The sequence below is a fragment of the Chitinophaga pinensis genome (assembly GCF_007896845.1).
Lineage (GTDB): Bacteria > Bacteroidota > Bacteroidia > Chitinophagales > Chitinophagaceae > Chitinophaga > Chitinophaga pinensis_C.
The window spans coordinates 1-14,754 of the sequence record NZ_VOHS01000076.1 but is presented as its reverse complement, the minus strand read 5'-3'; the positions used below and the strand labels follow the sequence as shown (position 1 = coordinate 14,754).

The window sequence follows — 14,754 nt, the reverse complement described above, 5'->3', positions numbered from 1 at the left end:
GGCTGCATATAAAAGACACAGCCTGACTGAAGTCGCCGTTATTACCTCCATGCACATAGCGGTTGCTGTTCTTGTCTTCTGGATACCGATACCCAATCCCACGCACCGGTTCCTCATTGGCGTTAAACTCGTGTTTCCGGGGCACGCTGACCTGCTTCTTCAATAGCTCATTATAGCTCTCAGCAGTCAGGACCTTGTGCTGCATCATACCAGTCAGAAAACGGCATAACTAATAGCCTCTGTATGTAATTTACCAGCGGAGCCAAATGTGGAAGAATCCTCATCCGGAAAAGAAACCGGCCATTTCTTCATGATACTTTTCCCCCTTTATGACCAGACACTTTGTGCGTTTTCAGAAAGTCATTCCACGAGAACCACGCATGTTCCATTCCCAAAGGAGCTGCTATCTGCACCTGAAAAAGAGAATCGAGGTTCTTCAGGGAAGACCGTGTATGTGTGCTATTACTTTCGCCAGATAATGATATCCTTCTCCTGAATAGCCAAAGTACCCGGATTCGCTTTGATGTAATATCCCTCTTTGATCTTCGATGCAGAGAGGTATCGATAGGATCAAACCAACGCCAGTTGGGAAAACCGGTCGTATGATCTAATACCATTCTGGCGGTGACCCATTTTAGCGCCGGTCGTACTCAAGCTCGGGGAAAGACAGATATCTATACAAAGGCTTGTCGAGATCCAGCAGGCCTTCTTCTACGGACTTCATCACAAAGAAGGCAAAAAGAGGTTTGGAGAGAGAAGCGGCTTCAAAAATAGATTGATCGTCCACGGCGTACGCGTATCCATATTGGTAACACCTATTGCCTTATGATAGACAACCTTTCCGTTATTGATAAAGGCGATGGACAGTCCGGGCATTCCGAGAGTATCATCCGGCTGACAAGAAAGCTATCCATTTCCCGGAAAGAGATCACTTACCTTCAGGTGTGGTAAACTTTTGTGCATAAGACGGATAGACAATTCCCGACAGGGAAAGAAGGAAGAATAAAGATATATGCCACAGATGGCCTTTAGCAATAGATTTCATATCAGGGATGCTTACTACTAAAAAAGACAATCAAGCGGATAATAGTTTGCACGTAACAGGCTGATTTTTAGACAAAACTGCATCTGGCGCTATATTTTGCCTGCGAATAACAAAGGAAGTTTAAACCCACTTATATGCGCACTAAAAGATTGTCAGATTGCTTACACTGTTATGTTGTCTATGGCTGACCGTAGCCATGAACGCCTGTACATACAAGGCGGCTCCGCAGGGAATCCGCATGGATTACCAACCGGGGCAGGCAAAGAAGATCACGGGTCAAAATCGGCCAGACCGTATGCTCCCGGTCAGCAGAAAAAACACTAGATTAAAAAGGTTGTACCGGGGTAACCGGTACAACCTCACACTTTATCTGGGTTTTTCAATTGCATCGTACACCAATCCAGCGGCAATAGCGTAGACGGCGTGATGCAATACGTCAATACCAATGTTTTAGGGTCTTCTTCAGAACAGGCGGCGCTACTTTAATCCGGGTAACATCACAAGCGATGCACCCCATATACTGGCAAAATGTGCGAGTGTAGCAGTCCTCCCTTCAGGCCGGTGAGCCCAAGTAAACCTCTGGCAACGCCCCAGCTGGTACCATACGCCCAGTGTATTTCCTGAGAAACCTTCTGCTCTTTTCCTCAGAAACAGCGTCCACATCCAATACCTTTGAAGCAGCCTCCACGGGTGTTTTACTGGGTTGCCGTTTAGTTATTTTCATTTCTATCATCTGTGAAACCGTAATGGCTGCAGTTCCTGCAAGCCCAGCCAACAGCCCTACTCCGATAGCAGTACCTAATGCCGCAAATGCTGACTCCTGCTTTCTGTGCGAACAACGCTCATGACATATTCTTTTTAGGGTGATGAAATATACAGACAGATAGAGTACGGCAACGTGCGGTACTGTATCATGCCGTATATCGGCGGACTAAAAACATGCCGGGATAAATAGTGGAAGGGGATATGTTGTTGGCAATAGAAAGGATGCACCATAATTGGTACATAATGACGAATGATAGAAACGAATGATGTTGGCTTAGCCTCTCTGCTCGTACACACTCATGATATTGCCACCGGGGTCACGGAATTTTGCCGTAAGCTCACCCGGATGTGCACCGACGCCAACGGTAATGACACCTCCATTGGCTGTGATTTTCTCCAATATGCGGTCCATATTATCAACCATGATATGAATAGTAAGACCTTCACCCGTATGTGGTGGAAGTCCGGTAATAAAAGTACCGCTGACTTCCATTACGCCGTCATCAAAGGCGACAGATCCATCTCCTCTCGTTCTGATTGTCCATCCGAATGTTTTCTCATAAAAGGCAGCCGAAGCACTCACATCAGTAGCTGGCATTTCAATATAACAGATCTTTCCGTGGCCCAGGGTGGGGTGCTCAGTATTTGCCATGGTTGTACGGATTGTAATTGTTACCCGAAAGTAGGATTGTTTCGTGGCATTTGTGCGGGCCACACAATTTTTTTTGGGATATTTGAATAGTAATTGCAGTACATGGTAAAAAAACAATATTGTTTGCTATCCTGCTATCCGGCTTTAGTGCGGCTGCCCAGACCAGAAAACCACTGACCGAACGCCAACGGCTTGAAATAGTAAAAAAGAGATAGTAACAGAAGGAACCTTACTATACAGAAACGAAATGGCCGCCCTGATAAGCGCACAGATCTTCTGGGGCACCACCTATAAAGATCAGTCATTTGTAGGTGGCTATATTACTTACACAAAAAACGACTCCACACGTTGTGTCTTTTATTCTTCCGGCGCGAACCCCGCGTTATCGGCACCTTTATCCTCGATAAACAATTATCTTCTGAAACGGTGGTGAGTTCAATGGCAGAGCGGGAACTGTCTCCCACAGAAAAAGAACTGTATACATTGCGTAAACTGACGGAGACGGCGATGCACACAGATACGATCTTCAGCTACTATTCCAATGTAGAATACCATCTGATACCGCTTATTGCGGGCAATAAGACGGGTGTACATGCTGACCAAACCAAGGGATGGCGGTACTATGATGCTGGGAAATGATTACCTGCTTACCTATAATGCAAAGCATCAGATAACAGACCGGAAGCAGTTGCACAAACATATTAATACAATGAAATTCGCCAAAGGAAATATGCTGGATACTACCTTTACCGGAGGCGCCCATTCTCATATAGATGAACAGGATCAGTTTATAACAGCCACGGATATCTGTACATTAATGATGTATAGTATAGATCCTTTCTGGAAACAGCATTATGTGATATCCGCACATTATGTGAACGTATGGAACTTTGAAAAGAAGGAACTGCTGATATATACCCGTGAGGAATGGGAACAAATGTATGGTAACTAAAATCCTCATTACCTGTCCAGCCATTGTTTAAACAACGGCACCTTCTCTCTGCTGATAAGAATCTCCCTCTCCGGATCACGTTTCAAAACCACCCGGAGTTTACTGGTAGAATAGGTTTGTATTTTATCAATACTGTCGGCATGAATAATATGCTGCCGGTTGACGCGGAAGAATACCTGCGGATCCAGCTGCTCTTCCAGCTCCTCCAGTGTGAGGCCTACAGGCAATTGTGTACGATCTTTCAATACAAGATGAGTACCAGCCGGACTGTAGTAGATGAAATCTATATCTGTCACGTGGATGGTCCTGTATTCATCGCGGAATGGAATCATAAAACGTGTTCTGTAGGTCACTTCCTTTTTACTAAGCAGGTCCAGCAGGTGTTTCATAAGATCTTCCGTATCGGGTGCCTGTTTTACCACTTTTACTTTATTCAGAGCCTGTTCCAGATCATCTCTTTCTACAGGCTTGAGCAGATAATCAAGACTATTCACTTTAAAAGCACGTACGGCGTATTCATCATAAGCGGTAACAAAGATCACCGGGCAGGATAATTTTACTTTAGGGAAGATATCGAAGCTCAGTCCGTCGGAAATACGGATATCCATCAGTACCACATCCGGGTGTGGATGCCCTTCAAACCATGCCACACTTTCTGTGATGGTATCAAGTACGGCGATGACTTCAATGTCAGGGTTGACATCTGTCAACATTTTCTTCAGACGTGTGATATTTGGTTTTTCATCTTCTATAATGACGACCCTCATAAATAAACTTTTTAAAAATCAACCAAAGGCAGGCGTACCAGAAATGCAGACTTTGTATCATCGATCTCCACTTCTTTTTCAAAGAGCAACGCATAACGTTTCCGGATATTTTCGAGTCCGAGTCCTGTGGATGGCAGCGTGTGTTGTATCAGCTGAATATTATTTTTAACGATCAGATCATCTCCTTCATCGTAGATGGTGATATGTAATGGTTGTTGTGCAGATGCGATATTGTGTTTGATCGCATTTTCGATCAGCAATTGTAAGGTGATGGGTGGAATGCCTTTGTCTTTGTTAGCATCAGATACCTTCACATTGATATTAACATTGCTGCCATGCCGGATATCAATCAGAAATATATAGGAGGCAATAAAGTTCAGTTCCTGACTGAGGCTGATCACATCACTGTTCAGGTTTGCAATCATATAGCGATACACTCTGGAAAGCTTTTCCAGAAAAGAGGTAGCCAGCGCCGGATCTTCTTCTATTAACGCAGAAAGCGTACTGAAGTTATTGAAAAGAAAGTGCGGATCCAGTTGCAATTTAAGCGACTGCAGCTGGGCCTGCATAGCGGTTTCTTTTAACTGGGCAGCATCCAGTTGTAACTGAGCGGCTTCCAGCATGGAGTTTTTCCAGCGTTTTAAAAAATAGTTTCCTGTATGCACAGCACTGATTAAGATAGATACAAGGCTACACACTACGAAGAACTGCCATGCGTCCACTTTGTCAAAATTGTCTTTCACTTCCTCTGGGGGCGGACAAAGCTTAAACAGTGTGTAGTCGAATATGTTCAATACAATAACGACCGCTAACAGTACCACGACTGTCTGAATGATACTACGTTTCAGGGGTTGTTCTTCCCACTGTAACCATCGGTCCATCCAGCGGGCAGTAGCCAGACTTATTTCCGCTATCACCCATGAGATGATCAACGCGATGAAGAGTTCTATCAACTGCCGGAATGCAGAGAGGCGGGACACGTATTCCCAATACCTGCTAAACGGATTGATCACGTATGACACAAATACGTATAGCAGGAATCCGAGCGGGATGACGAATGCCCGGTAGTATTTGTTGAAGAATTTGTCCTTGTCTGTTTTGGTGCCTGCCATTTAGTTCGTTTGAAATTAAGCATCAGGATCAGGAATTAAGCATAAAAGCTGTTGATAAGCCCTCATTCTTAATTCCCGATTGTTGATTCCCAATGGTAAGATAGCCATTTTCAGCACAAGCCTGCTATTTCCATCCACCTCCAAGTGCGCGGTAGAGGTCGATTGTAGCATTGAGCTGGTCGCGTTTTACTGCTGCCAGATCCAGTTCACTTTGCAGGGCATTGCTTTGTGCCGTGATCACTTCAAGATAATTGGCCATACCGTTTTGAAACAGCAGGCTGGCATCGTGCGTAGCAATTTCCAATCTATCAACACGTTGCTGTGTAAAAGTGTACTGCTCTTTCAGCTTGTCCATTTTTGCCAGCGCATCACTCACCTCCTGTACAGCCGTTGTTACCGAGCGCCTAAACTCAATTGCGCTCTTCTCCCATTCGATTTTAGCTGTTTCCCATTCTGTTCTTAATTGCCTGCGTCTGAATACAGGTTGTGTGATGCTGCCGCCTACTGTTTCAAAAAGGCTGCCCGGAATATTTAACCAGTTATCGATCTTAAATGAATTCACGCCCACGCCGGCAGTAATGTTAAGAGCAGGGTACATGGCTGCTTCTGCCACGCCTGCACGTGCGTTGGCTACTTTTACGGCCATTTCTGCGGCACGGACATCTGGTCTGCGAGACAGCAGGTCAGCCGGTACACCGGCGGAAAGGGCGGTATCTGCTGCAAGGTCCTGTAGTCTGTTTCTGACGATACTACCCGGCATCTCGCCTGTCAGTGTTTTCAGGGCGTTCTCCTGAAGAGCAATCTGCTGTTCTATCTGCGGCATTAATGCCAGCGCTACCCGGAGCTGGGCTTCAATCTGCTCAACAGCGAGGTTGGTGGCCATACCCGAACGGTATTGCAGCTTTACGATACGCAGTGTACTATCGGTCAGCAGCATGTTCCTGTAAGCAACTTCTTTTTGTGTATCCAGCATCAGAAGATTATAATATGCCTGTGCCACATCGCTGATCACCCTTGTCCTTACTGCTCTTGAAGCTTCCGTAGATTGCAGATAGGTAGCCAGCGCGGCTTCTTTCAAACGGCTGATCTTTCCCCAGGCTACTACTTCCCAGCTCAGGTTGAGACCCGCGTTATAGTCATCCATGTAACGGGTGCCAATAAATTGTTCTGACAGCGAGCCATTCAAGCTATTTTTAGAGGGCCAGTTGCGCGTACCCTGAACGGATAGGTTCAGGTCCGGCAGTCTGCCCAGACGGGCAGATTTAAGAGATGCACCAGCTGATTCGATGTTCTTCAGTGCTACCTGCACATCAAAATTCTTTGCGACAGCACTGTCGATCAATCTCAGCAAGGCGGTGTCCCTGATGAAAGACTGTACGGGCAGCGCTGCAATACTGTTGGTATCAGCAGATGCCTGTCCGCGGAACTGTGCCGGCATATCTACTGAAGGTCTTGCAAACTCCTTCCCTACTTTACAGGAGGCTATTGTAGCGATACCCGCAAAACCTATGATATATAAATACTTGTTCATTGTTGACGATTAGTGTTGCATTTGAGTATGGTGCAATAACTTCACCTGATCTGCTGAATGATCTGCAGGCGGTTTACGGGATACCTTCTCCTGCAGATACTGGAATACCACAAAGAGCACCGGAATAATAAATACACCCAGTATAACGCCTGTCAGCATACCTCCTGCAGTACTGATACTGATGGAGTGGTTACCTTCTGCGGAGGGGCCCTTTACGGTCATCAGCGGCAAGAGACCCGCCACAAATGCCAAGGAGGTCATGATAATAGGTCGTAACCTCAGTTTAGCAGCTTCTATAGCGGCAGCTACCAGTGTCTTACCCGCCTTTCTGCGTTGCACGGCAAACTCGACGATCAGAATCGCATTCTTCGCAAGGAGACCGATCAGCATGACCAATCCCACCTGTACGTAGATGTTATTGTCAATACCGACTGCACGGATAGCAAGAAACACCCCAAGGATACCGGTCGGAATAGACAAAAGTACCGCCAGTGGAAGAATATAGCTTTCATATTGAGCAGCCAGCAGGAAGTATACGAAAACCAGCGCCAATGCGAAGATGATGACCATCTGATTACCGGAGAGTTTCTCTTCCCGGCTCAAGCCAGTCCACTCGAAACTATAACCGGCCGGTAGTCTGGAAGCCGCCAGTTTCTCTACAGCATTGATCGCATCACCGGTACTGTAACCGGGTTTAGGGATCGCATTCACAGCAATAGAATTATAGAGATTGTAACGGTTCATTGTTTCCGGACCGTATACTCTTTTCAGTTTGATGATACTATTGACCGGTACCATTGCTCCCTGATCATTCTTTACGTACATCCCTTCCAGACTTTCAGGAGCACTGCGGGTCTCCGGACTGGCCTGTACCATCACACGGTAATATTTCCCGAAGAGATTAAAATCGGATGCCTGACGACTACCATAGTTGGTCTGCAGATTGCTCAGCAGATCGCTGATGCTTACGCCCAGCTGTTTTGCCTTTACGGCATCCACTTCCAGCTGGTATTGCGGGAAGTCGGAACGGAACATAGTGAATGCCACCGCAATCTCCGGTTGCTGCATCATTTCTCCGATAAACTTATTGGCGGTTTCACTAAATTTATCCACTGATCCGCCGGTACGATCCTGCAACATCAGTTCCAGACCATTGAAAGTACCGAAGCCCGGTACTGTCGGGAAAGTAAAGATGTTGAAAGTACCTTCCTTGATACTGGCCAGTTTCTCGTTAATGACACCTACCAGCATGTTAATATCCTGAATCTCTCCACGTTCCTGAATAGGTTTCAGTTTCATAAAGCCTAATGCATAAGCAGGGCTTGAACTGTTACTCAGCAGATTGAATCCGGAGATAGTTGTCGCCGATTCTACTGCCGGAATAGTACGTAAGAGACTATCCGCACGTTTGAGCACATCGGTAGTACGATCCAGACCAGCACCTGCAGGCAGGGAAAGAGACATCGCGACAAAACTGGCGTCTTCATTTGGGATAAAGCCTTTCGGCGTGGTATTCATCAGCCATACGGAAACACCCGTGATGACTGCAAGCCCAGTCAGTCCGATCCATTTAAAGCGAACCAATGATTTTACGCCACGCGTATATTTATTCGTTACCGCATTGAAACCCGTATTAAAGGCAGCAAAGAAACGCTTTCCGAAACCTTTCTTTTCCTGATGACCATTGGTATGATTGTTCTTCAGAATAAGCGCACACAATGCAGGACTCAGCGTAAGCGCGTTGAATGCGGAGATCAGGATCGCGATGGCCAGTGTAAAGGCAAACTGACGATAGAATACGCCTGTAGGACCTTCCATAAAGCCGACTGGCAGGAATACGGCCGTCATCACAAGTGTAATGGATACAATGGCACCCGATATCTCACTCAAGGCAGAAACAGTAGCTGCACGGGGATTCAGGTGTGAACGTTCCATTTTACCATGCACTGCCTCCACGACGACGATGGCATCATCCACCACGATACCGATGGCCAGTACAAGTGCAAAGAGCGTGAGCATGTTAATGGAGAAGCCCAGCATCTGCAAAAAGAAAAAAGTACCCACCAGCGATACCGGTACCGCGATAGCCGGTATAAGGGTGGAGCGGAAATCCTGTAAGAAAATGAACACAATCACGAATACCAGTATGAAGGCCTCTATCAGGGTATGTTTTACCTGTTCGATAGAGACATCCAGCTGCTCTTTGGTACTCATGGTAACATGGTACTTAATACCTTTCGGGAAGCTGGCGGAAGCCTTTTGCATCACCTCTTCCACCGCCAGCTGAATCGCATTGGCGTTGGAACCGTTGGTCTGGAATACCGCCATAGTTACAGCGTCTTTTCCATTCAGTTTGTTGTCGGTGGTATAGTTGGCAGCGCCTAATTCAATACGGGCCAGGTCTTTCAGATACAGCACAGAACCGTCTGTACCGGCGCGGACAACGATGTTTTCAAACTGCTCCTGTTTATTGAATTTACCGGTATAATTGATCACGTATGACAAAGGTTCGTGACTGCCTTCACCGAACTTACCCGGTGCTGCTTCCAGACTCTGGTCCTGAATAGCGTTGAGCACTTCAGTGGAAGTCACGTTATGTGCAGACAGTTGCGCAGGGTCCAGCCAGATACGCATGGAATAGTCTTTGGCGCCAAAGATCTGTACCTGTCCCACTCCCGGAATACGTTTCAATTCGGGCACCACATTGATCTTTGTATAGTTCTGCAGGAAGGTCTCATTATAAGTGGCCTTGTCTTCACTGAACAGATCGAGTACCATGATCATACCATTCTGTTGTTTGGTAGTAGCAACACCCGCCTGTACAACCTCTGCCGGCAGCTGACTGGTCACCTGAGCCACACGATTCTGTACGTTTACCGCTGCCTGATCAGGATCAGTATCCAGTTTGAAGAATACAGAAATGGTAGCTGTACCGTCATTACTGGCAGTAGATTGTATATACGTCATGTTTTCCACACCGTTCACTGCTTCCTCGATAGGCGTTACTACAGAACGTAATACGGTAGCGGCGTTACCACCCGGAAAGGTAGCAGTTACCACTACGCTGGGCGGCGCGATATCGGGGAACTGTGTTACCGGCAGACGGCTCAGTCCTACCAGTCCTAATATTACGAGGATGACCGACAATACTGTAGCCAGTACGGGTCGTTGAATAATTTTATTAAGCATAGATGATTAGGCTTATGGCTTGTTATTTCTTTGCAGCAGGTTTGATCACAGCACCTTCCGTGATAGTTTCCATACCTGCGATTACGATCCTGTCTCCTGTTTTCACACCGTCTGTCACAATGAAATGATCTTTACTGGTACCGGCGGTAACGATAGCTTGTCTTTTCACTGTATTGCTGTCAGTCAGCTGGTATACAAACAATTTATCCTGCATTTCCATGGTAGCAGATTGAGGTACCAGTACAACACCGGTGTTGAGTTGCTCTATACGCACCTTACCCGTATTACCCGATCTCAGTACACTGGCGGGATTAGGGAAGGTGGCACGGAGGCTGATAGCAGCGGTTGTTTTGTTAAACTGTCCATCGACCATTTCAATACGACCTTTCTCAGAGAAATCATCTCCGTTAGATAATACTAAAGTCACCGGACGCATACGCAGTAGCTGTTGTTGTAAAGTAGACCCGGCAGCACCTTTGCTGAAGCGGATGAAATCATTCTCACTCATGGAGAAGTAAGCATAGATCTTACTGATATCAGATAAGGTGGTCAAAGGGGCCGCATCTGAGCTATTCACCAGATTCCCTACCCTTTTAGGTATTCTGCCGATATACCCGCTTACAGGTGCTTTAATAAGTGTAAAACCCATATTTACCTGTGCAGCTGCAACAGCAGCTTTGGCCTGTGCAGCGTTGGCACTGGCGGTCTGCAGATTGGTCTGTGCAGTCTTCAGTTGTATATCAGACACCACTTTATTCTCCGCCAGCGGTTTCATTTTCTCCACTTCTAATGCGGCATTTGCTTCTGCGGACTGCATCGCACGCAGAGAGGCCTGGTCTCTTTCCAGTTGTGCCTGATATGGTCTGTCGTTGATCTTAAACAGTGGCTGACCTGCTGTCACGAAACTTCCTTCTTCTACATACACTTTTTCGAGATATCCTTCTACTTGTGTGCGTACGTCTACATTTTCCCTTCCTTCCATAGTAGCGGCATATTCGCGGGAGGTGAGCGCCGTTGTGGTATCGAGTGTCAATACCGGCAATTCGGGAACGGGCATTGATTGAGCTGCGCCTTCATTTGCTTTACCGGACTGACAGGCATTCAGGACGATCCATGTCATGAAAGAGGCCAGTAGTGCCGGCATTCTATTGTTACTCATGTTCTTGATTAAGGCAGTTTTTTCAGGTTGCCGGAGCGAAGGTCGGGGGGATATAGGGGGTGGCAGGGGATGAAGTGAATGAAGTGGAAAAAAAGGGGATGAACCGGAAAACAAAAAAGAGCATTTCAATAATAGAAATGCTCTTTCGTATAATTCTTAATTGAATTGACTAGTATCCTATGGTGAAACGGGTTCTATGGTGTGCCGGCGTTTCCAGTTCATTGATCATTGCTACTGCGTAATCTTCCACAGATATATTGCTTTCGCCTTTTGCATCAGTGATCAGATCGTCTTTACCTAATCTGTAATTAGCCGTACGCTGACCGGGAGCAATATTACCTGCCGGAGAGAAGAATACCCAATCCAGCGATGTTTCAGCTTTTAACTGATTGTGATATACTTCAGCGAGGCCTTTTACACCCGGCATAATTGCTTCAGGCAATACACCTGTATCTATAACGGTTACACCCGGTTTCACAAAAAGGGAACCGGCTCCGCCTACTACCAGCAGACGTTGTACGCCGGCATTCTTTACGGCACCGATGATGGCCTTATAACCGTTTAAAGTATCATTGTAAATATCAGGGTTTGCCCAGCCCGGATTGTAGGAACTGATTACTGCATCTGCCCCTTTGATAATATCTGTCAGTGCGGCGGCGTTCTGTACATCTGCTGCTACTACTTCCAGTTTATCATTCTTCACAGTTACTTTTTCGGGGTGGCGCACCACTGCTTTCACCTGATGGCCTCTTGAGAGGGCTTCATTCAATATAGCTGAGCCTACAAATCCACTGGCTCCGATTAATATGATATTTGCCATTGCTAAGTTTTTTGTAATACAAAGGTCCTGATACTCCGGCATTTGGGAAAGGTAAATTTAAGCCTTTCGATGATACTTTTCTGACCAGACATAAACAGCAGAGGCAGGTGACTTATTAGCCGGTCAGCTTTTCCCTGAACTCAACAGGGGTATGGTGACTGTGTTTGCGGAAGTACTTGATGAATTAGTCGGTTCGAGAAATCCCAGTTGATAAGCGATCTCCTTGATTGTATCTGTTGAATGTACGAGTAGTCTTTTTGCTTCCAGCAGGATACGGTCATCGATCATCTGTTTGGAAGTCTTGCCCAATATCCGGGAAGTGGCCTGATTAAGACGTTTCTCTGTTACGCTGAGTTCTCCCGCATAAAAACTCACCTGTTTGTGTACCCGGAAGTGTGTTTCCAGCAGATCACGGAATAGTAGTATATAATCCAGATCAGGGCCTTTTTTTATCTCTTTAAAATCCTGCGTACGTCTTTCTCTTTCGGCATGTAAGAGAAAGTTGTGCAGGAGGTTTTTGAGGATCTTTCCCTGATAGGGATCTGCAGCTTTTTTTGCTTCGGCTTCCATCAGCGCAAACATGGAAGTAAAGACAGAAGGATCAGCAGGGAGTCTGATGGCGGACACCCCAAACAGATCATTAAAGAGGATAGATTCCTTTAGAAGGCGGACATCGGCTTCGGTAGAACCAAAGAAAGCGTCCGTAAAAAGAATGCCTTTACCTTTTACGTCTGCATCATTGTCATAAAAGTGAACGATATCTTTATTCAGAAAGAGCAGCATATTATCCTCAACAGGCACCGGTTCAAAATCCACCATATGATCAAATCCACCTTTCTTATACCAGAGGATGTGATAGAAGGATGCGCGGTGCGGGGTTGTCAGAACTATTTTATTCTTCTGATAAAGATCTCCGAGGGAGATCAGTTCAAACTCCACTGGTAATCCTTCTTTGAACTGGTAACTGGCAATATCTGTGTTGACGTGACGACTCATGCGGCGCTATTGTAAGGGCAATCTCGGTTGTTTTAGGGATATAACAAGTAAGGGAGCTGGCTGGACCAGCCCTTTTTGTATGATCTGTACCAGCAAGGTTGATGCGTCGCTGGTTAGTTTTGCAGATCGCTTATCTGAAATATCAACAACATGCATATACATTTTGTCATCCATGAAGTATTTGAAGGGCCGGGGGCTTTTATAGACTGGGCAAAGAACAGAGGGCATTCGATCGCTTATTCCTGTGTATATGCCGGAGAAGCTTTGCCTGTCACAACAGACAGAATTGATCTGTTGATAGTAATGGGCGGACCGCAAAGCCCACATACAACTACATTAGAGTGTCCTTATTTTGATGCGGAAGCTGAGATGGCATTGATCAGGGATTGTATCAATGCAGTAAAGCAGTAGTGGGTGTTGTCGGGTGCTCAGTTAATCGGGCAGGCATTGGGCGCCGATGTTGAGCAAAGCCCGCAGAAAGAAATCGGAGTCTTTCCTATTCAGCTGACAGCAGCAGGTAAACGTAGCAGCAAGTTTACCCATATGGCGGAAGCCCGTGAAGTGGGACATTGGCACAATGATATGCCGGGCTTGACGGCTGACAGTAAAGTACTGGCATATAGCGATGGTTGTCCGCGACAGATAGTGGAATATACGGATCTCGTATATGGCTTACAGTGTCACATGGAATTTAATCCCGCACTGATAGAATTGCTGATCAGACATTCCGGAGAAGAGCTGCTGAATATGGCCGGCATCTCTTCGTACAGGACGCGGATACCTTAAGGCGTTATGATTATGCAGAGATGAATAAGCAATTATTCCTATTTCTGGATGCGTTAGCAGGTGTATATACCAATCAACAATAGTTCTTCTCACGACAGCCGGCCTTGTTCCGGCTGTTTATTTTTCTGCCTCACTTTCATTCCAGATCTCCTTCCCGACTACCCTGTTACCAAAGATAGCATACCCACACGAACATATCAGATCCTTCTGCGATGGCCATTTCCAGATCCTGAGACATACCCATTGATAATTTAAAGTCATGACTGTTTTCCACACCGGCTGTGATAAGCTGGTCTCTGGTCTGGCGGAGTAATGTCAAAGACGGTCGCATTTTTCTATCTACATCAAGGAGACCGATGGTCATAAGACCTTTTATCTTTAGTGTATCCAGTGTGCTGAGTTGTTTGATAAAGCCAGCTACATCAGCAGGCTGAAGACCAAATTTACTTTCTTCATAAGAGGTATTCACCTGAATGAAAACGTCAAGGCTTCTTCCCTCCTGCTGCAGACGTTTATCCAGTTCCTGCGCGATGGAGAGCCTGTCGAGGATTGTATACAGGACACATATTCAGCACGTCTTTTACTTTGTTATGTTGCAGGTGTCCGATAAAGTGTCTTTCAACGGAAGGTCAGCCAGTGCTTCGTGTTTACGCGGAACTCCTGTACTTTATTTTCTCCTATCAGGTGTTCACCAGTTTCTATAGCGATGCGGCGTATTCAGCCGGAACTGTTTTAGTAGCGAGTAAAAGGCGGACATCTGCGGGATGCCTTCCGGATTGTTTCACAGGCGAGTCTGATACGATTGTGAACGGCGCGGAGATGATTTGATGATGTTTCTTCATGGCAGTTTACTTTTGAATCAAAGATCAAAAGTAAACTGCGCAGGAAAGTACTGGCTGTCCAGGTTGGAGATTTATGGATGGTCCAGAGAGTCTGAAGATTTAAAATTATTTTCCTGAAAGGTTGGTATTCTGATTAAT

17 protein-coding genes are annotated in these 14,754 nt (G+C 46.1%); 5 read left to right on the top strand and 12 right to left on the bottom strand.

All coding sequences use genetic code 11. The annotated features are described in order from the left end of the window. The 3 genes from FEF09_RS32315 to FEF09_RS35170 form a co-directional block, all read right to left on the bottom strand. A partial coding sequence (locus tag FEF09_RS32315) for a hypothetical protein (protein ID WP_222597250.1) occupies positions 1-208 on the bottom strand: 208 nt, incomplete at its 3' end. Positions 209-308: 100 nt separating this feature from the next. Continuing rightward, positions 309-617: a hypothetical protein gene (locus FEF09_RS29030; RefSeq protein ID WP_146308320.1), complete on the bottom strand. Its 309-nt coding sequence runs from the start codon at positions 615-617 to the stop codon at positions 309-311. A gap of 17 nt (positions 618-634) precedes the next feature. Further along, entirely contained in the window at positions 635-787 is a 153-nt protein-coding gene (locus FEF09_RS35170) for a serine hydrolase (protein WP_409994899.1), read from the bottom strand. A 38-nt stretch (positions 788-825) separates the two neighbouring features. On the opposite strand from FEF09_RS35170, the gene FEF09_RS34065 reads away from it, so the two are divergent. Further along, positions 826-951: a hypothetical protein gene (locus FEF09_RS34065; protein WP_261387887.1), complete on the top strand. Its 126-nt coding sequence runs from the start codon at positions 826-828 to the stop codon at positions 949-951. Positions 952-2,084: 1,133 nt separating this feature from the next. Here FEF09_RS34065 and FEF09_RS29010 read toward each other — a convergent pair. Further along, positions 2,085-2,462: a VOC family protein gene (locus FEF09_RS29010; RefSeq protein WP_146308317.1), complete on the bottom strand. Its 378-nt coding sequence runs from the start codon at positions 2,460-2,462 to the stop codon at positions 2,085-2,087. Positions 2,463-2,810: 348 nt separating this feature from the next. On the opposite strand from FEF09_RS29010, the gene FEF09_RS29005 reads away from it, so the two are divergent. Both FEF09_RS29005 and FEF09_RS29000 read left to right on the top strand, forming a co-directional pair. After that, the gene (locus tag FEF09_RS29005; protein WP_146308316.1) at positions 2,811-3,101 is read left to right on the top strand and encodes a hypothetical protein; all 291 of its coding nucleotides are present in this window, start codon (positions 2,811-2,813) and stop codon (positions 3,099-3,101) included. Further along, positions 3,055-3,414, top strand: coding sequence for a hypothetical protein (locus tag FEF09_RS29000; protein WP_186774605.1), 360 nt, complete (start codon positions 3,055-3,057; stop codon positions 3,412-3,414). The genes FEF09_RS29005 and FEF09_RS29000 overlap by 47 nt, the downstream gene beginning before the upstream one ends. A gap of 8 nt (positions 3,415-3,422) precedes the next feature. Here FEF09_RS29000 and FEF09_RS28995 read toward each other — a convergent pair whose 3' ends face one another. The 7 genes from FEF09_RS28995 to FEF09_RS28965 form a co-directional block, all read right to left on the bottom strand. Beyond that, the gene (locus FEF09_RS28995; RefSeq protein WP_146308314.1) at positions 3,423-4,181 is read right to left on the bottom strand and encodes a LytR/AlgR family response regulator transcription factor; all 759 of its coding nucleotides are present in this window, start codon (positions 4,179-4,181) and stop codon (positions 3,423-3,425) included. An 11-nt stretch (positions 4,182-4,192) separates the two neighbouring features. Further along, entirely contained in the window at positions 4,193-5,293 is a 1,101-nt protein-coding gene (locus tag FEF09_RS28990; RefSeq protein WP_146308313.1) for a sensor histidine kinase, read from the bottom strand. 124 nt (positions 5,294-5,417) lie between these two features. Then, positions 5,418-6,824 carry an efflux transporter outer membrane subunit gene (locus FEF09_RS28985; protein WP_146308312.1) on the bottom strand — a complete coding sequence of 469 codons (1,407 nt, stop codon included), beginning with the start codon at positions 6,822-6,824 and terminating at the stop codon, positions 5,418-5,420. Between the two features lie 9 nt (positions 6,825-6,833). Beyond that, positions 6,834-10,013 (bottom strand): efflux RND transporter permease subunit, encoded by a 3,180-nt coding sequence (locus FEF09_RS28980; RefSeq protein ID WP_146308311.1) that lies wholly within the window; start codon positions 10,011-10,013, stop codon positions 6,834-6,836. A 22-nt stretch (positions 10,014-10,035) separates the two neighbouring features. After that, a complete protein-coding gene (locus FEF09_RS28975) occupies positions 10,036-11,172 on the bottom strand; it encodes an efflux RND transporter periplasmic adaptor subunit (protein WP_146308310.1) in 1,137 nt (378 codons plus the stop codon). A 169-nt stretch (positions 11,173-11,341) separates the two neighbouring features. After that, the gene (locus tag FEF09_RS28970) at positions 11,342-11,992 is read right to left on the bottom strand and encodes an NAD(P)-dependent oxidoreductase (RefSeq protein ID WP_146308309.1); all 651 of its coding nucleotides are present in this window, start codon (positions 11,990-11,992) and stop codon (positions 11,342-11,344) included. Positions 11,993-12,115: 123 nt separating this feature from the next. Further along, a complete protein-coding gene (locus FEF09_RS28965) occupies positions 12,116-12,988 on the bottom strand; it encodes an AraC family transcriptional regulator (protein WP_222597249.1) in 873 nt (290 codons plus the stop codon). Between the two features lie 150 nt (positions 12,989-13,138). Between FEF09_RS28965 and FEF09_RS32310 the strand changes: the two genes are divergently transcribed. Then, the gene (locus FEF09_RS32310; RefSeq protein WP_222597248.1) at positions 13,139-13,399 is read left to right on the top strand and encodes a hypothetical protein; all 261 of its coding nucleotides are present in this window, start codon (positions 13,139-13,141) and stop codon (positions 13,397-13,399) included. 3 nt (positions 13,400-13,402) lie between these two features. After that, a complete protein-coding gene (locus tag FEF09_RS32305; RefSeq protein WP_222597247.1) occupies positions 13,403-13,774 on the top strand; it encodes a glutamine amidotransferase-related protein in 372 nt (123 codons plus the stop codon). A gap of 166 nt (positions 13,775-13,940) precedes the next feature. On the opposite strand, the gene FEF09_RS34060 is transcribed toward FEF09_RS32305, so the two are convergent. After that, a complete protein-coding gene (locus tag FEF09_RS34060) occupies positions 13,941-14,282 on the bottom strand; it encodes an alanine racemase (RefSeq protein ID WP_261387888.1) in 342 nt (113 codons plus the stop codon). Positions 14,283-14,754 lie beyond the last annotated feature (472 nt).